Source organism: Variovorax sp. P4_B11, assembly GCF_056402355.1.
Window position 1 is genome coordinate 24,933 of the sequence record NZ_JBFUHO010000060.1, and the last position, 18,613, is coordinate 43,545.

The 18,613-nt window shown below is 69.1% G+C and carries 18 protein-coding genes and 2 pseudogenes; 10 read left to right on the top strand and 10 right to left on the bottom strand.

What is annotated here, in order from left to right:
- The first annotated feature begins 167 nt into the window (after window positions 1-167).
- From AC1DYD_RS33320 to AC1DYD_RS33355, 8 genes and pseudogenes are all read left to right on the top strand, one after another.
- Window positions 168-1,787: an acyl-CoA carboxylase subunit beta gene (locus AC1DYD_RS33320; RefSeq protein WP_478177016.1), complete on the top strand. Its 1,620-nt coding sequence runs from the start codon at window positions 168-170 to the stop codon at window positions 1,785-1,787.
- A gap of 14 nt (window positions 1,788-1,801) precedes the next feature.
- The gene (locus AC1DYD_RS33325) at window positions 1,802-3,796 is read left to right on the top strand and encodes an acetyl/propionyl/methylcrotonyl-CoA carboxylase subunit alpha (RefSeq protein WP_478177017.1); all 1,995 of its coding nucleotides are present in this window, start codon (window positions 1,802-1,804) and stop codon (window positions 3,794-3,796) included.
- Window positions 3,797-4,352: 556 nt separating this feature from the next.
- Complete coding sequence (locus AC1DYD_RS33330; protein WP_478177018.1) at window positions 4,353-5,135, top strand: enoyl-CoA hydratase/isomerase family protein; 783 nt, start codon at window positions 4,353-4,355, stop codon at window positions 5,133-5,135.
- Window positions 5,120-6,685 (top strand): acyl-CoA synthetase, encoded by a 1,566-nt coding sequence (locus AC1DYD_RS33335; protein ID WP_478177019.1) that lies wholly within the window; start codon window positions 5,120-5,122, stop codon window positions 6,683-6,685. The genes AC1DYD_RS33330 and AC1DYD_RS33335 overlap by 16 nt, the downstream gene beginning before the upstream one ends.
- 1 nt (window position 6,686) lies before the next feature.
- Window positions 6,687-7,298 carry a methyltransferase domain-containing protein gene (locus AC1DYD_RS33340; protein WP_478177020.1) on the top strand — a complete coding sequence of 204 codons (612 nt, stop codon included), beginning with the start codon at window positions 6,687-6,689 and terminating at the stop codon, window positions 7,296-7,298.
- Window positions 7,299-7,314: 16 nt separating this feature from the next.
- Entirely contained in the window at window positions 7,315-7,590 is a 276-nt protein-coding gene (locus AC1DYD_RS33345; RefSeq protein ID WP_478177021.1) for a hypothetical protein, read from the top strand.
- Window positions 7,515-8,369 carry a helix-turn-helix transcriptional regulator gene (locus AC1DYD_RS33350; RefSeq protein ID WP_478177022.1) on the top strand — a complete coding sequence of 285 codons (855 nt, stop codon included), beginning with the start codon at window positions 7,515-7,517 and terminating at the stop codon, window positions 8,367-8,369. The genes AC1DYD_RS33345 and AC1DYD_RS33350 overlap by 76 nt, the downstream gene beginning before the upstream one ends.
- Window positions 8,356-9,165 (top strand): annotated as a pseudogene (locus AC1DYD_RS33355) (SDR family oxidoreductase). Before AC1DYD_RS33350 ends, AC1DYD_RS33355 begins: the two are co-directional and overlap by 14 nt.
- Here AC1DYD_RS33355 and AC1DYD_RS33360 read toward each other — a convergent pair.
- From AC1DYD_RS33360 to AC1DYD_RS33385, 6 genes are all read right to left on the bottom strand, one after another.
- The gene (locus AC1DYD_RS33360; protein ID WP_478177023.1) at window positions 9,162-10,013 is read right to left on the bottom strand and encodes an intradiol ring-cleavage dioxygenase; all 852 of its coding nucleotides are present in this window, start codon (window positions 10,011-10,013) and stop codon (window positions 9,162-9,164) included. The pseudogene AC1DYD_RS33355 and the gene AC1DYD_RS33360 overlap by 4 nt on opposite strands.
- 140 nt (window positions 10,014-10,153) lie before the next feature.
- Window positions 10,154-10,834 (bottom strand): DUF2894 domain-containing protein, encoded by a 681-nt coding sequence (locus AC1DYD_RS33365; RefSeq protein WP_478177024.1) that lies wholly within the window; start codon window positions 10,832-10,834, stop codon window positions 10,154-10,156.
- Window positions 10,827-11,477, bottom strand: a complete 651-nt coding sequence (locus tag AC1DYD_RS33370) for an OmpA family protein (protein WP_478177025.1) — start codon at window positions 11,475-11,477, stop codon at window positions 10,827-10,829. The genes AC1DYD_RS33365 and AC1DYD_RS33370 overlap by 8 nt, the downstream gene beginning before the upstream one ends.
- Complete coding sequence (locus AC1DYD_RS33375) at window positions 11,474-13,564, bottom strand: DUF802 domain-containing protein (RefSeq protein WP_478177026.1); 2,091 nt, start codon at window positions 13,562-13,564, stop codon at window positions 11,474-11,476. Before AC1DYD_RS33375 ends, AC1DYD_RS33370 begins: the two co-directional genes overlap by 4 nt.
- Window positions 13,565-13,580: 16 nt before the next feature.
- Window positions 13,581-14,243 carry a DUF3348 domain-containing protein gene (locus tag AC1DYD_RS33380; protein WP_478177027.1) on the bottom strand — a complete coding sequence of 221 codons (663 nt, stop codon included), beginning with the start codon at window positions 14,241-14,243 and terminating at the stop codon, window positions 13,581-13,583.
- Between the two features lie 270 nt (window positions 14,244-14,513).
- The gene (locus AC1DYD_RS33385) at window positions 14,514-14,831 is read right to left on the bottom strand and encodes a hypothetical protein (protein ID WP_478177028.1); all 318 of its coding nucleotides are present in this window, start codon (window positions 14,829-14,831) and stop codon (window positions 14,514-14,516) included.
- Window positions 14,832-15,053: 222 nt separating this feature from the next.
- On the opposite strand from AC1DYD_RS33385, the gene AC1DYD_RS33390 reads away from it, so the two are divergent.
- Entirely contained in the window at window positions 15,054-16,127 is a 1,074-nt protein-coding gene (locus AC1DYD_RS33390) for a DnaJ C-terminal domain-containing protein (RefSeq protein WP_478177029.1), read from the top strand.
- 372 nt (window positions 16,128-16,499) lie between these two features.
- Window positions 16,500-16,901 carry a PXPV repeat protein gene (locus AC1DYD_RS33395; protein ID WP_478177030.1) on the top strand — a complete coding sequence of 134 codons (402 nt, stop codon included), beginning with the start codon at window positions 16,500-16,502 and terminating at the stop codon, window positions 16,899-16,901.
- A gap of 9 nt (window positions 16,902-16,910) precedes the next feature.
- Here AC1DYD_RS33395 and AC1DYD_RS33400 read toward each other — a convergent pair whose 3' ends face one another.
- The 4 genes and pseudogenes from AC1DYD_RS33400 to AC1DYD_RS33415 all read right to left on the bottom strand — a co-directional run.
- Window positions 16,911-17,543 (bottom strand): class I SAM-dependent methyltransferase, encoded by a 633-nt coding sequence (locus AC1DYD_RS33400; protein ID WP_478177031.1) that lies wholly within the window; start codon window positions 17,541-17,543, stop codon window positions 16,911-16,913.
- A 47-nt stretch (window positions 17,544-17,590) separates the two neighbouring features.
- Complete coding sequence (locus AC1DYD_RS33405) at window positions 17,591-18,079, bottom strand: hypothetical protein (RefSeq protein WP_478177032.1); 489 nt, start codon at window positions 18,077-18,079, stop codon at window positions 17,591-17,593.
- A 70-nt stretch (window positions 18,080-18,149) separates the two neighbouring features.
- Window positions 18,150-18,251: pseudogene (locus AC1DYD_RS33410) on the bottom strand (XRE family transcriptional regulator); the annotation flags it as partial.
- A 74-nt stretch (window positions 18,252-18,325) separates the two neighbouring features.
- A partial coding sequence (locus tag AC1DYD_RS33415) for a hypothetical protein (RefSeq protein WP_478177033.1) occupies window positions 18,326-18,613 on the bottom strand: 288 nt, incomplete at its 5' end.

An 18,613-nucleotide genomic window follows, 5' to 3' on the forward strand; every position in this document is an offset into this window, starting at 1 on the left:
ACGGAGCCTTAGAAGCGAAGGGTGCAACCCCGCCCGCCGCCGCGCCGCCGCGACAACGCGGAACCGCGCCAGCGCAGCGAGTTTGCGCAAGACGGCGCCCCCCCCGGTGCCTAAGCTTCCCTGACACACACACCATCGACCCGCCCAGCGCGGCGGGCAAAGCGCACATGGCAACCATCGAATCGACCATCTCCCCCGGCAGCGAGGCCTTTCAGGCCAACCGCGACGGCATGCTCGCGCTGATCGAGCGCGTGCACGGCTGCGAGCGGCGCAGCGTCGCCACCTCGGCCAAGTCGCGCGAGCGATTCGAAAAACGCGGCCAGCTGCTGCCGCGCGAGCGCCTGTCGCTGCTGCTCGATCCGGGCACGCCCTTCCTCGAGATCTCCTCGCTGGCCGGCCTCGGGCTCGACAACCCCGACCTCGAGAAGAGCGTGCCGGGGGGCGGCGTGATCGGCGGCATCGGCTGGGTTTCGGGCGTGCGCGTGATGGTCAACGCCTCGGATTCGGGCATCGATGCCGGCGCGCTGCAGCCGATGGGCATCCCCAAGCAGTTGCGCCTGCAGGAACTGGCGCTCGAGAACAAGCTGCCCTACATCCAGCTGGTGGAGAGCGCGGGCGCCAACCTCATGACGTACAAGGTCGAGGAGTTCGTGACCGGCGGCAGCCTGTTTCGCAACCTCGCGCGCATCTCCGCGGCCGGACTGCCGGTGCTGACGGTCACGCACGGCTCGTCGACCGCGGGCGGCGCCTACCAGACCGGCCTGTCGGACTACATCGTGATGGTGCGCGGCCGCTCGCGGGCCTTTCTGGCGGGCCCGCCGCTGCTCATGGCCGCGACCGGCGAGATCGCGACCGAGGAAGAGCTGGGCGGTGCGGTCATGCACACCTCGATTTCGGGCCTGGGCGACTACCTGGCCGAGGACGACCGCGACGCGATCCGGATCGCGCGCGAGATCATGGCCCACATCGACTGGAACCGCGACCTGCCCGCGGAGCCGCCGCGCCGCTTCAAGCCGCCGCGCCACGACACCGAAGAACTGCTGGGCATCATGCCGATGGACCACAAGCGCCCGGTCGACATGAAGCAGGTGATCGCACGCATCGCGGACGACTCCGAGTTCCTGGAGTTCGGCGAGAACTACGGCGGCGCCACGGTGGTCGGCCATATCAAGATCGAGGGGCTGCCGCTGGGCATCGTGACCAACAACGGACCCATCGACACCGCCGGCGCCACCAAGGCGACGCATTTCATCCAGGCCTGCTGCCAGTCGAAGACGCCGATCCTCTACCTCAACAACACCACCGGATTCATGGTCGGGCGCGACCACGAGGAGGCCGGCATGATCAAGCATGGCTCGAAGATGATCCAGGCCGTGACCAACGCGACGGTGCCGCAGATCACGATCTACTGCGGCGCCTCCTTCGGCGCCGGAAACTACGGCATGTGCGGCCGTGGCTTCTATCCGCGCTTCTGCTTCTCATGGCCCAACGCCAAGACCGCGGTGATGGGCGGCGAACAGGCGGCCAAGACCATGGTCATCGTGACCGAGGCTGCGATGAAGCGAAAGGGCGAGGTCGACCAGGCCAAGCTCGACGACCTGGAGCGCCGCATCATCGACCGTTTCGACAGCCAGATGAGCGTCTTCACCACCAGCGCCCGCCTGCTCGACGACGGCGTGATCGACCCGCGCGACACCCGCGCCGTGCTCTCCAAGGTGCTGTCGATCTGCCGCGACGCCGAGCTGCGCGAGCCGCAGAAGATGCAGTTCTCGGTGGCCCGGCCTTGAGGGACCCTTTCGCCATGAACGTACCGACCTCCACCACCACGCCGTTCCACAAGATCCTCGTCGCCAACCGCGGCGAGATCGCGTTGCGCGTGATCCGCAGCGCGCGTGCCATGGGCTACCGCACCGTGGCCGTGTACTCCACCGCCGACGCCGGCGCCCGCCACGTGCAGGAGGCCGACCAGGCGGTCTGCATCGGCGAGCCGCTGCCGGCGCAGTCCTATCTGCGCGTTCCGGCCATCGTCGAAGCCGCGAAGCTCAGCGGCGCCGACGCGGTGCACCCGGGCTACGGCTTCCTGGCCGAGAACGAGCATTTCGCGCGGGCCTGCAAGGACGCCGGGCTGGTCTTCATCGGGCCTTCGGCCGAGGCGATCGTGTCGATGGGCAACAAGGCCGGCGCCAAGACGCTGATGCAGGCGGCCGGCGTGCCTTGCATCCCGGGCTATCAAGGCGAGGACCAGAGCGAATCGCGGCTGGCCGACGAGGCCGCGCGCATCGGCTTCCCCGTGATGATCAAGGCCACGGCCGGCGGCGGTGGCCGCGGCATGCGGCTGGTGCCTTCGGCGAAGGAGTTTCCCGAACTGCTACGCAGTGCGCGCTCGGAGGCGCAGAGTGCCTTCGGCGAGCCGGAGGTGATCCTCGAGCGTGCCATCGTCGAGCCGCGCCACATCGAGATCCAGATCTTCGCGGACCGCTACGGCAACGCGATCCACCTGGGCGAGCGCGATTGCTCCGTGCAGCGGCGGCACCAGAAACTGATCGAGGAGGCGCCGTCACCCGCGGTCGATGCGGCCTTGCGAGAGCGCATGGGCGCGACCGCGGTGGCGGCGGTGAAGGCGATCCGCTACGAAGGTGCGGGCACGCTCGAATTCCTGCTCGACCGTGAAGGCAACTTCTACTTCATGGAGATGAACACGCGGCTGCAGGTCGAGCATCCGGTGACCGAGGCCGTGACCGGCCTCGACCTGGTCGAACTGCAACTGCGCGTGGCGGCGGGTGAGCCCTTGCCGCTGACGCAGGAGCAGGTGCGTTACGAAGGCCATGCCATCGAGGTGCGCTTGTGCGCCGAGGATGCCGACCACGGCTTCATGCCGCAGAGCGGCACGGTGGCGCTGTGGAAGATGCCGGCGCAATTGCGGGTCGAGGACGCGCTGCGCTCGGGCGCCGAGATCCCGCCGTACTACGACTCGATGATCGCCAAGATCATCAGCCATGGCCGCACCCGCGACGAGGCGCGGCGCAAGCTCGCGGCGGGACTGGAGGACGCGGTGGCGCTGGGCGTGACGACCAATCAGGCCTTCCTGCGCAGTTGCCTCGGGCATCCGGTATTCGCCGCGGGCGGCGCCACGACCGCGTTCATCGGCCAGCATCAGGAAGCCTTGCTGGCGCCCGATGAAGCCGTGCGGGCGCGTGCCGCGGCGCTGTCGGCCGTGCTGCTCTACGAAACCACGGGCGAGCGCCGGCAGCACGCGGCGGGCCGGCGCTTGTCGCACAACCTGCCGATCTCGCTGCGCTTCGCGGTCGCCGGCAAGACGCAGAACGCCAGCGTGACCTTGCCGCGACAGCATCATTTCGAGGTCGCGCTCGGCGAGCGAAGCTTCGCGATCGACCTGATCGCACTCGGCACCGACACGATCCGCTTCGTCTGCGATGGCCTGCAGGAGCAGGCCACGTGGTTCCGCGATGGCGCGATCCTGCTGCTGCAGTACCGGGGACTGGCGCTGCGCATCGAGGACAAGACCCGCGCCGCCTCGGCGCGTCAGGGCGAAGCCGGCGGCGACGGCAAGCTGCGCGCCTCGATGAACGGCCGCGTGGTCGCGGTGCTGGCGGCCGTGGGCGACATGGTGGAGGCGGGGCAGCCGATCGTCACGCTGGAGGCCATGAAGATGGAACACGTGCATACGGCGCCGGTGGCTGGCAAGCTGACAGCGCTTCATGTTTCGAATGGGGAGCAGGTGGCGGCGAGCCGGGTGGTGGCGGAGATCGAAGTGGCCGTGGCTGCGCCCGCGTGAGGTGGTCCTCCGATGAGATTGCTTTCCCTTGGAAGGGCGCCCGGCACGCGGTGCGGGCCGAACGACCCCACTGCGCCGGCCCTTCGGGCTGCCTTGCGCTGCTCGCCTTTCGCGGGGTCTCGCTCAAACTCGCTCCGCTTCGCTCCACTCAAACAGTCGCGAGCCCTGATCCGCGAAAGGCTGCGCTGCTCAGCGGCGCAGAGGGGATCGCCCGTCCCGCACCGCATGCCGGGCTCCGTGGGGGTGCGAGCAGCACGTGCGTCTCTAACGTCGAAAGCCTGCGCGCAGCGAGACCGTCGAGGCGAACTGTGCACCCCAACGTATCAGCGGTGGCGGGCGGTATGCCCYGGGCCGGCCGTTGAGGCACCGCCGAGCAGCGCAGCGGTGCGCGGAAAAAGAGCCGCGCGTGTTTGAGCGAAGCGAGTTTGCGCGGACCCCGCGTACCGCGAGCAGCGCAGGGAAGCCCGAAGGGCCGGTGACGTCGGCCGGCCCAGGGCATACCGCCCGCCGCCGCCGCCCCTGAGCAACGAGCCGAAGAGCAGAACAAGGAGACTTCATGAACGAACAGACCCCATCCGTACTGCACGAGAAGCGCGACAGAGCCTTCTGGATCACCATCAACCGCCCCGACAAGCGCAACGCGATCAACAAGGACGTGATCGAAGGCATCCGCGAAGGCTATCGGAGAGCCCACGCCGACCCCGAAGTGCTCGTCATCGTGCTCACAGCCGCCGGCGACAAGGCCTTCTGCGCCGGTGGCGACCTGCAGCCCGGCGCGGGCTTCGCCTTCGACCTGTCGCGGCCCAATATCGACTACGCCGACATGCTGCGCGAGGCGCAGAACTCGACCCTGCCGAGCATCGCCCGCGTCAACGGCGTGTGCATGGCCGGCGGACTGGGCCTGCTCTGCATGACCGACATGGCGGTGGCTGCCGATCATGTGCAGTTCGGCCTGCCCGAGGTCAAGATCGGCCTGTTTCCGATGCAGGTGCTGAGCCTCCTGCAGCGCATCGCGCCGCGCCGCACGGTGCGCGAATGGTGCCTGACGGGCGAGCCCTTCGATGCCGCCGAGGCGAAGGAAGCCGGCTTGCTCAACCACGTGGTTCCGGCCGCCGAACTCGACGCCAAGACCCAGTGGCTCATCGAACGTCTCGCCGGCAAGTCGCCGACCGCGATCCGCCGCGGCAAGTACGCGATGCGCGCACTCGAGGCCATGTCCTTCGACGAAGGGATCGCCTACACCGAGAGCCAGATCGCACTGCTCGCGATGACCGAGGACGCGAAGGAGGGCCTGGCCTCGTTCAACGAGAAGCGGAGGCCGACATGGACCGGGCGCTGACCGGCGCGGCCACCGATCGCAGCGCCCATGCGGTCGGCCTGCACGAATGGCTCTCGCGCCGCGCGGGGCGCGTGCCGAATCGGCCGGCGCTGAGCTGCGGCGATGTGCGCTGGAGCTACGGCGATCTCCAACAGCGCATCGAAGTCATGTCGGCGGTGCTCGCGGCCGGCGGTGTCGCGGCGGGGGACCGGGTCGGCTACCTGGGCCTCAACGATCCGATGTTCGTGGTCGTGATGTTCGCGACCTCGCGGCTGGGCGGCGTCTTCGTGCCGCTCAATTTCCGTTTGAGCGGACCGGAGCTGGCCTGGATCATCGGCGACGCCGGCATCCACACGCTGGTGGCGGGTGAGGAGCATGTGCCGGTGATCGACGGCGTGCGCGGCACGCTGGCCTGCCAGCGATTCGTCCAAAGGGCTGGCGGGGCACCGGGCTGGGAGCCGGCCAATGCGTTGATGGCCCAGGCCGGCGAGGCGCCGGCCGCGGTGCCGGCCACGGCCGACGCGCTGGCCGTCATCATGTACACCTCGGGCACCACCGGCCACCCGAAGGGCGCGATGCTCACCCATGGCAACTTCTGGGCCAACAACCTCAATGAGATGTTGCTGTGGGACATGGTCTCGACCGACGTCACGCTCAACTTCGCGCCGATGTTCCATGTCGGCGGCCTTTTGTGCGGCAGCCTGAGCACGCTGCTGGCCGGCGGGCACCTGGTGCTGCAGCGCGCCTTCGACGTCGCGGCGGTGCTCCAGGCGGTGCGCGAGCACCGCATCACGGTCAGCTTCGCGGTGCCGGCGATGCTGCTGTTCATCAGCCAGCATCCGGAGTTCGCGGACGCCGACCTGAGTTCGCTGCGCCTGATCGCCGTCGGCGGCGCGCCGATGCCCGAGCCGCTGCTGCGCCTCTATGCGGCCCGCAGCGTGCCGGTGCACCAGGGCTACGGCATGACCGAGACCGCCTCGATGATCACCTTCCTGAGCCCCGATCGAGCGACCGACAAGCTCGGCTCCAGCGGCACGCCGCCGCTGCTCACCGAGATCCGCCTGATCGACGCGGTGGGCGAGCCGATCACCGAGGCCGGCGCCGCGGGCGAGGTCTGTGTGCGGGGCGCCAACGTCATGGCCGGCTATTGGAAGCAGCCCGAGGCCACAGCGGCGGTGTTCACGCGCGATGGCTGGTTCCGCAGCGGCGATGTGGGTTATCGCGACGCCGAGGGCTTTCTGTTCATCTGCGATCGACTCAAGGACATGGTGATCAGCGGCGGCGAGAACATCTACCCGGCCGAGGTCGAGAGCGTGCTCTACGACCATCCCGACATCGCCGAAGTGGCCGTGATCGGCGCGCCCGACGAGCGCTGGGGTGAACGCGTGGTGGCGGTGGTCGCGGCCAAGCCGGGCAGGGCGGTCACGCTCGAAGGCTTGCAGGCCTTCGCCGAGACGCGGCTCGCGCGCTACAAGCTGCCGCGCGAGCTGCGGCTGGTCGACGCGCTGCCGCGCAATCCGACCGGCAAGGTGCTGAAGGCGAAGCTGCGCAAGCCGGAAGCGGGAGCCTGACATGGCCGGTCCCGACGCCGCCTTCTGGCAGGCCCGCTTCGAGACCGGCGCCACGCCGTGGGACCGCGGCGCCGCGAGCCCGCAGTTGCTGCGTTGGCGCGACGCCGGCGCTTTCCCGGCCGGCAGCAGCGTGCTGGTGCCGGGCTGCGGCAGCGGCTGGGAGCTGGTCGAACTGGCGGCCGCCGGCGCGGCCGTGACCGGCATCGACTATGCGGCCGCGGCGGTTGAGCGCAGCGCGAAGCGGCTGGCCGAGCGCGGCTTGAACGCCAGYGTGCTGCAGGCCGACGTGCTGCAGTGGTCGCCGCCGCAGCCGGTCGACACGGTCTACGAGCAGACCTGCCTGTGCGCGTTGCATCCCGATCACTGGACCAACTACGCCGACCAGCTGCATGCCTGGCTCAAGCCGGGCGGCCGGCTGCTGGCGCTGTTCATGCAGGCCCCGGCGGCCGGTGCGCCGGACGGCTACATCACCGGCCCGCCCTACCACTGCGACATCCATGCCATGCGCGCGCTGTTCCCGGCGTCGCGCTGGTCCTGGCCCAAGCCGCCGTACGAGCGCGTCTCGCATCCGCTGGGCGCGCACGAACTGGCGGTGGTGCTCACCCGCCTCTGATGCAGAAGGACACCCGATGGACTTCAGCCATTCCGAGCGCTCGCTGGCCCTGCAGAAGCGGCGCGTCGAGGAATTCATGCAGGTGCATGTCTATCCGGCCGAGAACGCCTACGACGACGAGGTGCACCGCAACCAGATCGGGCAACTGGAGCTCAGGAAGTATCGGTCGCACCGAGACCGCCCCGGAATCGACAGAACAGAAGCAAGGAGACACGCATGCACATCGAACTCGAATCTTCCGCATCCTCGATCGCCGTGCGCGGCCATGCGCCCGTGCGGCAGGAGCCGCTGATGTGGCTCAACGCCGATCGCGTGCTGTACGTGGGCCTGCTCGGCGAGCCCTCGGTGCGCACCTTCGGCGCCTATTCGATCTACGTGTCGCTCAGCAAGCCGCACCGCATCAGCGTCGCCGGTGGCGCGTTGCAGGAGGCCGAGGTGTCGGTGATCCCGCCCTACGTGCCGCATCGGATCGCATCGTGCGAACGCATGATCTGCAACATCCTGATCGAGGCCGACAGCGTGGAGCGCGAGCGGCTGCCGTCCTTCATCGCGCAGGGTCGCGGCGATGTGCGCGACGACGATGTGTTGCAGGGGCTGCGAGCCGCGCTCGACCGCTTCCGTTGCAGCAGCACGCGGCAGTTCCCGCAGACGGCCGACTTCGACCGCAGATTCTTCGGCGAGGCGCTGGCGCCGCGGGCCATCGACCGGCGCATCCGCGCCACGCTGGCACGGATCAAGGACGACCCCAACAGCCACACCTCGGCCCAGGATTGCGCCGACGCCTCGCACCTGTCGATGTCGCGCTTCCTGCACCTGTTCAAGGCCGAGGTGGGCACGCCGTTCCGCAGCTTCCGCACCTGGCAGCGGGCCCGCAGCGTGCTCTATTACGTGACCCAGAACGCCAACCTCGCGAACATCGCGCTCGATGTCGGCTACCCCGACTCGACCCACTTCAGCCACTCGATCCGGCAGGTCTACGGCCTGACGCCGAAGTCGATCTTCGCGGGCAGCCGCAGGCTCGAGCTCTACGGCCGGGCGGCTGCGGGCTCGCCGCGCTATCAGTTCGCCTGATTCTTTCGATTTCACCGGCAAGCACGTGGTGGTGTTCGGCGGCACCACGGGCATCAACTTCGGCATCGCGCATGCCTTCGCGCGCCAGGGCGCCAGGCTCACGGTGGCCAGCCGCAAGCCCGAGAACGTGGAGGCGGCGGTTGCCGAACTTCGCAGCCACGGCGGAGAAGTGCACGGCGTGAGCGCAGACGTGCGCGACTTCGACGCGGTGGGCCGCGCCTTGCAGGAGTCCGTCGACCGCTTCGGCGCCATCGACGTGCTGGTATCGGGTGCCGCCGGCAACTTCCTGTGCGAGGCCAGCGACATGTCGTCCAACGGCTTCAAGGTGGTGGTCGACATCGACCTGGTCGGCAGCTTCCACGTGTTGCGTCAGGCGCATGCGCACCTGCGCAAGCCCGGCGCGTCGGTGATCAACATCACGGCGCCGCAGTCCTTCGTGCCGATGCGCTACCAGGCCCACGCCTGCGCCGCCAAGGCCGGCGTCGACCAGCTCACGCGCGTGCTGGCGCTCGAGTGAGGCGGGGAAGGCGTGCGCATCAATTCGATCTCGCCGGGTCCGATCGACGGCACCGAGGGCTTCCGCGAGCTGATGGCGCCGTCGGTCGCGGCGCGCGACGCGGCGCAGAACGCGGTGCCGCTGAAGCGCTTCGGCACGCTCGACGACATCGCCAACCTGGCGCTGTTCCTGGCCTCGCCCTTTGCGGGCTACATCTCGGGCGCGCTGATTCCGTGCGATGGCGGCGCAGCGGTCGAGAGCGTCAAGCCGGCGCTGGAATCCGCGGGCGCGTCGCTCTAGAGGGGACCGTTCACGCTGTTTCCGGGCACCAGCGCGCGGGTGCGCGCCCGGCCTTCGAGCGCCGGGGGATGCGGCGGCGGCCCCTCGGGGCCGCGCCCCCCCGGGCCGCGTTCGCCCGGTGCGGGCGGCCGTTCGGCGACAGGCCTGGCCGCCGGGTCCACCACCAGGGTCAGGCTGGCGACATAGGCCCTGGCTTCCTCGCGGACGCTGCCGTGCACGGTCGGGCCGGCCTGCAGCGCGATGCCGTCGTTGCTGTTGAGCGTGTCGCGCAGGCTGGCGCGCCGGTAGTCCGGCAGCTGCGTGTACAGGAACTCGCTCAGCGCATCGGGCAGGAAGAACTGCGAGGTGAGCACCTCGTGCGCGCCGCCGAAGACCTTGAAATGGACGTGCGTCGTGCGCCCGCGGTACCAGCCGGGATAGATGGTCGAGAACGCGGCGACGCCGTGCGCATCGGTGCGCTGCGAACCGCGCAGGAAGGTCTCGCCCACGGTGGAGAGCTGGCGATCCTCGCCCTGTCCGGCATAGCCCGAGTAGGTGCCCTGCGCGTCGCAATGCCAGACGTCGACGCGGGCGTCGCGCCAGGGCCTGCGGTCAAGGCCCAGCACCGTGAAGCGGACCTCCAGCGGCACGCCCCGCCGACCTTCGGTGATGTCCGGGCGGAACTTGCCGGCATCGAAGTAGTAGGGGCCTTCGGTGGCGGCCGCGGTCAGCGGCAGCGATCCGGCACCGGCAGGTGCGGCGGTCGCGGCCGTCGCGGCGCGCGAGCCGCCGCCGAGCGTGGCGGCCAGTCCGGAGAGCAGGACGCCGCGGCGCGAGCTGCGAAAGGTGTTCGGGGCGCTCGTTGGCACGGAGTTGTTCATGGATGGCGGGATGTGGCGGTGGCGCACCGCTTCGGCCCTCCATGCTGCCCGGACATTGTTGATAAAAATGGGAGAAGGCCGAGCGTCCATCCACGCCGGGGCGACGGCCCGCGGCGCATCGCGGGCGCTCAGCCCTTCTTGCCGTCGCCGGCGGCGGCCGCGTTCCGCCGGGTCTTGCGGGTGCCTTCGGTGCGCGGGCCTTCCGTGCCCGGCGCGCTGCTGCCGTCCGTCGCCTGATCGAGCCACAGCAAGGCATCGACATAGGACATGAACCGGTTCAGGTAGTCGGGCGACAGGTCGCGCATCAAGGTCAGCGACCGATGCACGAGGTGGTGCGAGTTGAGCGGGCCCGCGTTCCCCGGCATCTTCGCGAGCGACTGCGTGAGCCGCCGATCGGCGCTGAGCTTCGACCAGGTGCTTCGGAAGTAGCTCAGCGTCTTCAGTTCGGACGAGGAGGGCGCGAGCCCGGACATGGCATCGTGTGCCGTCGCGCCGGTCCCGGGGGGGACCGCATGCCGGGCGGCATGGTCGACCAGCGCCGCCAGCGGCCCGCGACGCGGCGGCACCTTCCCTGGCTGCCCGGCGCCGTCGCCTACCGCGCCGGGGGCCTGCGCGAGCGCGTCGCCGTAGGCCGCAAGCAGTCGGGCCAGCTTGGCGTCGAGAATGCGCCGCGCGTCGCCGCCATGGGCCGCGGCCCGCCGGGCCAGCGCCTCGATGAAACGAAAGCGCACCGGATCGAAGCGATGATCGCCGCGCGCCCGCCAGGCCTCGAGCATCGCGCCGCTGTCGTCGGCCGGGTCGCTACTCACGGGGCTTCGCGCCGGCGTTGGACGGCCTCGGCGTGGGCGACATCTCCACGCGGCGGTTCCGGGACCGGCCCTCGGCATCGGCGTTGGACGCCACCGCCTGCCCGGCACCGAAGGCCGCGGCGAACACCGAGGACGAGGGAATGCCTTCCTCGACCATCGCCCGGGTGACGGTCAGGGCCCGCTGGGCCGACAGCTCCCAGTTGTCGGCGAAGCGGCGCGCGCCTTCGCGCATCTGCCGGTCGTCGGTGAACCCGCTCACCATCAGGATCTCGTCGCGGGCCTGGAGATAGGCGGCCAGCGGCGCCGCCAGGCTTCTCAGCAGCTGCCGGCCTTCGGGCTGCAGGTCGGCCGAGTTGAAGGCGAACAGCACGCTGCCGCTGATCCCGATGCGGCCGTTGTTCAGCGTCACGCGGCCCGCGGCCAGGGGCCCGGCCAGGGCCTGCTCGAGCGTCTGCAGCCGCTGGGCCGCCGCCTGCCGCTGCTTGACCTCGGCTTCGAGCCGGGTCGCGAGGTCCAGCTGCATGCCGAGCACGCACACCAGGATCAGCACGAAGGCGCCCAGCAGCCCCGACATCAGGTCGCCGAAGACGGCCCAGACCGGCACCGTCGGCTCCAGGCCATCGTCGAGTTCCTCGGTCGTCACGCTTCGCTGCCCTCGGCGGCGCGGCTGCTGGCGATCTGCTGCAGGTCCTCGACGATCTGCTTCTGCGACATGATGCTCAGGTCGATGACTTCCCGCGCCTGCGCCACGTAGTAGTCCAGCTGCTCGTCGCTGCGCGCGATGGCCTTGCCGAGCGCGCCTTCGATGCGCTGCAGCTGTGCCACCAGCTTGTCGTTCGATTCGCTGAACAGCTGCACGCCGAAGCCGAAGGCTTCGCCCAGGCTCGCGACTTCGACCGCGCTGCCGGTGATCTGCGCGGCGACCTCGGCCATCTTCGCGGATTCGGCGTCGACCTTTTCCGTGAAGCGCGCGCCGACGCGGTCCAGCAGGTCCGCGGAGCTGCCGACCAGCGCATCGATCGCCGAGCGCTGCTCGGTGGAGGCATGGTTCACGGCGCCGAGCAGGGTGTCCAGCGTTTCGAGGATGCGGCTGCGCTCTTCCAGCATCGCGTTGTCGCGCGCCATGCTGTCGGACAGCTTCTGTCGCAGCTCGGCGATCACCTCGGCCGCAGCCCGCGGGGCTTCGGAAGCGGCCTGCATCAGCTGGGCGATCTCGGCGATCGTGCTGCGTGCCTGCGCTTCCGTCTGCGCCGAAATCTCGCGGGCGGTGTCGGCCAGCGTCTTGCAGATCGCCTGCTGCTGGGCCTCGGTGCGTGCGCCGGCCTGCTGCCATTCCTGCTGCAGCGACGCGGCCATCGATTCGAGGGCCTGGGTCCAGGCTGCCAGCCGCTGCTGGTCGCGCGAGGCCATCCCGGCCTGCAGGCCGGCATGCGCCTGCTCCACCGTGTGCAGCAGCGAGGCCGCATGCTGCTCGAAGCCGGCCGCTGCGGCCGACAAGGCACCCCGCGTGTCCTTCGCGAGCTTCTCGCTCGCGCGCTCCTGCAGCGCCAGCGCATCGCGCCAGCGGTCCGACAGGCTGCCGACCGTGCTTTCGAGCCGCGCCGAGACGCTGTCCACCAGCGAGGCCGAGCGCTGCTCGAAGGTCTGGGAGAACTGGTCGAGCGCGCCGCGCAGGGCGCCGGACTGCGCTTCGCTGGTGTGCTGCTGGGCGGCGAGCGCGTCCTGCCAGAGCGCCGACACGGTCGCGGTGCTGGCCTCGAAGCGGCTCGACAGCCCGTCGAGCTGGCGCTGCACGCCATGCTCGACCGTCTGGTGCAGGGCGGCGGCCTCGCGTGCGATCGCGGCCATGGTGGCTTCGACCACCGGCTGGATCGTCGCGCCGGCTGAGCGTGCGCTTTCGGTCAGGCTCTGTTCGAGGGAGCGGCCGACGGTCGCGGCGAGGCCGGCATAGGCGGCCTCGGCCTTGCCGTGGAAGTGGTCCTGGCTGGCGATCAGGCGCTCGTGCAGGGCCTGGCTCTGTCGTTCCATCGTCGTCATCATGGCCTGCAGCCGATCGACCAGCTCGGGCATCGCCTGGCCCTGCCGTTGCAGCAGCTTGAAGGATTCATCGCGCTGATGGGCCTGCGAGAAGACGCGCAGGAGGGTCGCGATCCGCGTGTCGAGCCGCTGCGCGGCCTGCAGCCGGTCGCGTCGGCACAAGGCCGAGACCAGGCCCAGCATCGCCGACGCGGCCACGCCCGCGAGCGAGGTGCCGAAGGCCAGCCCCAGGCCCTTGACCGGAGCGGCCAGGGAGCTGCGGATGGCCTGCAGGTCCGATGCGCTCTCGAGCGCGGTGCCGGTGCCGCTCAGGGTGACCACCATGCCGACGAAGGTGCCCAGCATGCCCAGCAGCACCAGCAGGCCGGTCAGGTAGGGGGTCAGGGCCGGCCCGGGCAAGCCGACGCGCTCGCCCTCGATGCGCAGGCGCACCGCGTTCTGCAGCGACGGATGCAGTTGGTCGAGCCACTGGCCGATGCTCGGCGGCGGTGCCGGCATGTCCGCCACGGCGTCTGCCAGGGTGGAGGTGGCCTGGTGGAAGCGATGCAGTTCGAGCGCGCCCATCAGGTAGAAGGCGGCGATCAGCAGCGTGATCGCCAGCGCCAGCGGGTTCGAGCCGATGTAGCCGGCACCGACCCAGCAGACGGCGGCGAGGCCGACGAGGAAGGCGGCGTATTGAAGAAATCTGGTCATGAAGGCCTGTCAGCGGTCAGCGCTTGCGAAGGGCATCGAGCAGCCCTTCGATCGGTTGCAATCGAATATCCAGTTCGGCGAGCAGCACGCCCTGCATGTCCTTGCAGAACACCTCCAGCCACGCGCCGGAGTCACCCCCTCCATCGCTCTCGTCCGGCGACCGAGCGGCCTGGTGCAGACGCTCGAAGTGCTTCTCGAGCAGTCCGGGCACGGTCGACAGCAGGCGGTGCGCCTGCGCACCCAGCACCTGCTCCATGACCACGTCCACGGCCGCCAGCCGGGCCATGGCGGGCGAACCGGCTGCCAGCTTGGCGCGCAGGCGGCCTCGCAGGGGGCCGATGGCCGTCTCCATGGCCTGTTGCCGGGCCAGGTAGCGCCGACGGTGCGATGCGAAGTCGGACGCGAAGGCGCCGCGTTCGGCGATGGCCTTCGCCAATGCCGATCGCACGCCGGCGCATTCGCGTTCTTCGGCACTGGCCGAAGAATGCGCCCGCGATGCGGCGAGCGCCGGACCGCCATCCAGCGCCGCGGACAGCGAGATGGCGTCGGTCCAACCGAACCATTGACTCAAGCGATCCGCGAAGCCTTGCCTGGATTCGGGGACGTTGATGTCGGTCAGTCGAGCGAGCAAGCGAACCAGCGCCGAGTCGGTGAAACCTGTGCGCCGTGACACTTGCACCTACTGGAAAAACCGAGCATTTTACATCGGTGATCCCGCCTGACCGAGCCGCCGCGCGCGGTCGAAACTTCGGCCGCAGGACCTCTTTGGAGGCCCGGATTTCTGCTATGCATTCCGGGGTCGTGGCGCGGGGTGGCGTCGTTTGCTGCTTTCGGAGGCATCGCGTTGCAGGCCCCGCCAGGCAACGATTCCGTTCGAAGCCAGTGCGGTTTTCCCCAAAGTTGTCCCCAGCAACCAGGGAAAACTATGGCGGCAGGGGGCGCTCTCGGACTAGTCCAGGGTGGCGTTCCGGTACTCGGCCAGCGTCGTGCGGCGGAACTCGGTCACCGGTACCAGCCGGTCACCCAGATCCTGAAAATGGGCGCGAATATAGGCTTGTTCGCGGACCCAGCATCCGCGTGACGTTCCGCCATCCCACAGGGTGAGGTAACAGACACGGCGGGGTGCTGGGCATCCTTCTTCCGCATCGGTCAGCTGCAGCACCTGGTAGGGGCTTCCGCCAGTCACAAATAGAACGCGTGGCTGCATGTCGCAGCCGAGAAGGATCGTGCAACCGGCGACGACTGCCATGATGGACGACGTCTTCATGCCTGACTTTCCAGGGGCGCTCGGGAAGACTAGATTTGAGCGCTTTGGTATTAACTGCGTCAACTCTAAAAAAGGGGTTGCCACGGGGGTTTCGGAGGCGCCGTCGCATCGGATCCGAGTGGCACGCGGCTTGCAAGCCACACCCTCGGATAACATTCACGCTCGCAGGCCGCCGGCTCCATGGCCTTTCATGGACGGCTTCCCTGGACAAGGTCTTCTGAATTGGGCACCGAGAACGCTTTCGCCGAACTGGGCTTGGCACCTGACGCGACCGAGCGCGAGGTGAAGGCGGCATGGCGCCGGCTCGCCTCGCAATGGCATCCGGACCGCAACGACAGCGCCGGGGCCATTGCCAAGATGCAGCGCATCAACCAGGCCTTCGACGAGATTCGCCGCGCCGGATTCAGTGCCCCGGCAAACGCCGATGTCGACACGCCCGACGCACCGGACGACGACGCCCCGGACGGATTCGGCGACGACCCCGCCACCACGGCGTCCCGCGCGGCCGGCACCGAACGGCGGCGCCGGCCGCTGCACCGCAAGGTCAGGATGACGCTGGAGGAGGCGGCCGTCGGCTGCATCAAGGTGCTGCGGGGCAAGGTCACCGACATCTGCGCCACCTGCGCGGGTGCCGGGCACCAGGTGCTGGGCGGGAACTGTGCCCGGTGCGGGGGGTCGGGCGCGATGCCGAAGCGCTCCTTTTTCGGCTGGCCTTCCGGCGTGACCGAGTGCGAGGCGTGCCTCGGCGGCGGCATCGCGAGGCAGCCTTGCGCGGCCTGCGGCGGCCTCGGCAAGATGGAAGCGCGCGGCTACAAGATGAACGTGCGCATACCGCATGGCGTGCGTGATGGCGATCTGCTGCATGTCGACGCAAGGCGCGCGGGCGCCGAAGGCCCTCCCGCGGACATCGAGATTCGCGTCGAGGTGTCGGAGCACGCGTTCTTCAAGCTCGATGACGACGGCACCATTCGATGCGAGATGCCGGTCGACGGATTCGCATGGATCGCCAATCGGCAGGTCAGGGTGCCGACCGTCACAGGCTTCCAGGCCCTGCAGCTGAGCCGCGACCGGCTGTCTTACCGCTTGAAGGGCCAGGGCTTCCCGGTGCAGCGCCGCGGCCCGCGTGGCGACCATCTGCTCACGCTGGTGCCGATATTTCCGCAGCAGCTCAGCACCGACCAGCAGATCCTGCTCGACCAGCTCTCGGCCACCAGCTCGGGCGCTGGCGGAGAAGCCCTGGACGATCGTCTTCGCGCATGGAACCGGGGGCTGCGCGCCTGGGAACGAAGCCTGTAGACGGCGGCGCCCGGCGCCCGGAAAAAAGCCCCCTCACATCGCTGTGCGGGGGCCAATCCATCGAAGGACGATGGAGGAGACAACCGGGGATCTGCTCGTCAGTGAAGCTCGTCCAGTTTCTTCGAGGTCACATAACCGGAAACGACGATGGCAGCGACGGCAACGAGGCAGATCAAGACAGTGAACATTCGGGACTCCAGAATGAGTGTGCTGGCGTGATTATAGGGTAAACCCCAATATCTTGCACGACACTTGTCGCAACCCGCCGTTGCCCGTGTTTACGCCATCTTTGCATTCCCTCCGTGCACGCGGCGCGAGGCACCGGCGTTGGACAGGCTCGGGGCAGCTGTTGCCTCGCACAGGAGATTTCACATGCACGCAAGTCGCTCGCTGTTGGTCAAGTTGGCCGTTGTCGGAACCGTTGCTGTCGCGGCACTCGCGGGCGCCGCTTCGGCAAGCGCCGGCACGAACTGGTCGGTCGGCATCTATGCGCCTGGCGTGGCCATCGGGGTCGCCGAGCCGGCACCGGTCTATTACGAGCCGGCGCCGGTCTACTCGCGCCCGGCCCCTGTCTACTACGAGCCCGCCCCGCTGTACCGCCGCCCTGCGCCGGCGGTGGCTTACGCACCGGCGCCCGTCTACTACGAGCCAGGGTATCGCGCAGAAGGGCGCCGGTCCTATCGCGCCGACTGGGAGGGTGGTCGCCGCTGGGATCGCCGCGACTGGGGGCACGAGCGCCGCGAAGACCGTCGCGGCTGGGGCGATCGAGACTGAGAACGGCGCTCAGTGCGTCGGCTTGCGCCACACGCTCGCCAGCCAAGGCTGCTGTTCGACCGGCATGCCGGATGGGCGGTAGTAGTGGGCCAGTTCGATGAACCGGGCCGCCGACATGTACCGGCGCCAGGCATCCAGATCGTGGAACGCGCCGTAGCGATCGCCGTTCCAGCCCTCCTGGCCATTGCCGCGGGGATTCGAGCAGAACAGCACGCCACCCGACTTGAGCGTCGTGTGGAGGTCCTCCAGTACACGCGGCAATTCCTGGCCGGGGACGTGGAACAACGACGCATTGGCGAACACGCCGTCGAAGCGGCTGGCCGGCAATTGCAGTTTGAGGAAGTCCTGCTGCAGGACCTCGCACCCACTGTGCGCCCGCGCCATCGTGGCGAGCCGCTCGGACCCTTCCAGTCCTGTCGCGAGATGCCCAAGCCGCTTGAATGTCTCGAGGTCCCGACCGGGGCCGCAGCCGAAATCCAGAATCGCGAACGGGGGGGCCGTCTCGATGTACTGGAGCAGCGCCGCGATGTTCTGGCTGACGTCGTGATCACGCGTGCCTTCCCAGAACGCTTCCGCGTGCTGGTCGTAGTGCGCGAGCGTCGCTGCGGCGATGCGCTCGAGGTCATCGATGGACAGATGCATGTTCGGATCTTCCCAGATCCTCGCCTGGGTGCCTGGCTTCGATGCCGTCAGGCCAGGGGCGGAGGGAGATCGCAACCTGGCCTGGAGAATGCCATCGCGGCGGCCTGCAGTTCGGGGACCAGCGTCAGCAGCCGGCGAGTGAGCCAGTACAGGTGGGCGGCGTCGATCGGATTCGGCAACCTGAGGGTGTTGATCAGCCGTCGCGGACGATCCCCAAAGCCAAGAGCGGTCAGCGGCTCGAGGACCGCCGCCAAGTCGCTTCGTGCCCGCTCGTCCAGCAGATCATGTTCATCCAGACTGCGCCAGATGGTATGCACGGCGCGGTCGCACAACTGGGCATCCGACAGCGGCGTCGTCGCCTCGGGGTCGCCCAGCGAGCCCAAGGGCATCGGGGGCATGCGGCGCACTTCTGCGCGAACCAGTTGTCTCCGTGAAGGCATCTGCACCTCCTTCATGCCAGACACGATACGCCGGACCGAAGCGAACGGCAATCCTCGCGCGGCGACACGCGACCATGCGCTGATGCCGAGTGCCACGCCGTCGCGCTGAACGATGCCGCTCGGAGAACAGTATCCGGTGCGGCCGTGGCCAGCGGGGCGGTGAGTGCTAGCGGCGGAAATTGAACACCACCGACACATGGGAAACCGGTTGGGTGCCGATGTCCTCGATGCCATGCAGCGCGGAGGCATCGAAGCGCAGCGAGTCGCCGACGCCGAGTTTCACGTAGGCGACTTTGCAAGTGCAGATCATTTTGGCGCACCGCGCTCATAGGGTCGCCACTGTCAATCCCCCCCGCACCCGCTGCGCTGGAGCACGAGCAACAGCTGCGGCCCCAGCGACTTCAGCAGCTCGGTCGGCAGCGCGCTCGTGAACCGATAGCGGGCGGCATAGGGTTCGTGCACGTAGGCCATGATGGTGCCGAAGTAGCGGTCGCCGATCATGAAGACGAAGGCGGCCGTGCGGTCGATCTTGCGCTCCGAGATCACCCGCCCGCCGCGGCCGATGCGTTGCAAGCGGTGGTCGCCGGTGCCGGTCTTGCCGCCGATCTCGATCACGCGGCCGTCCGCGTC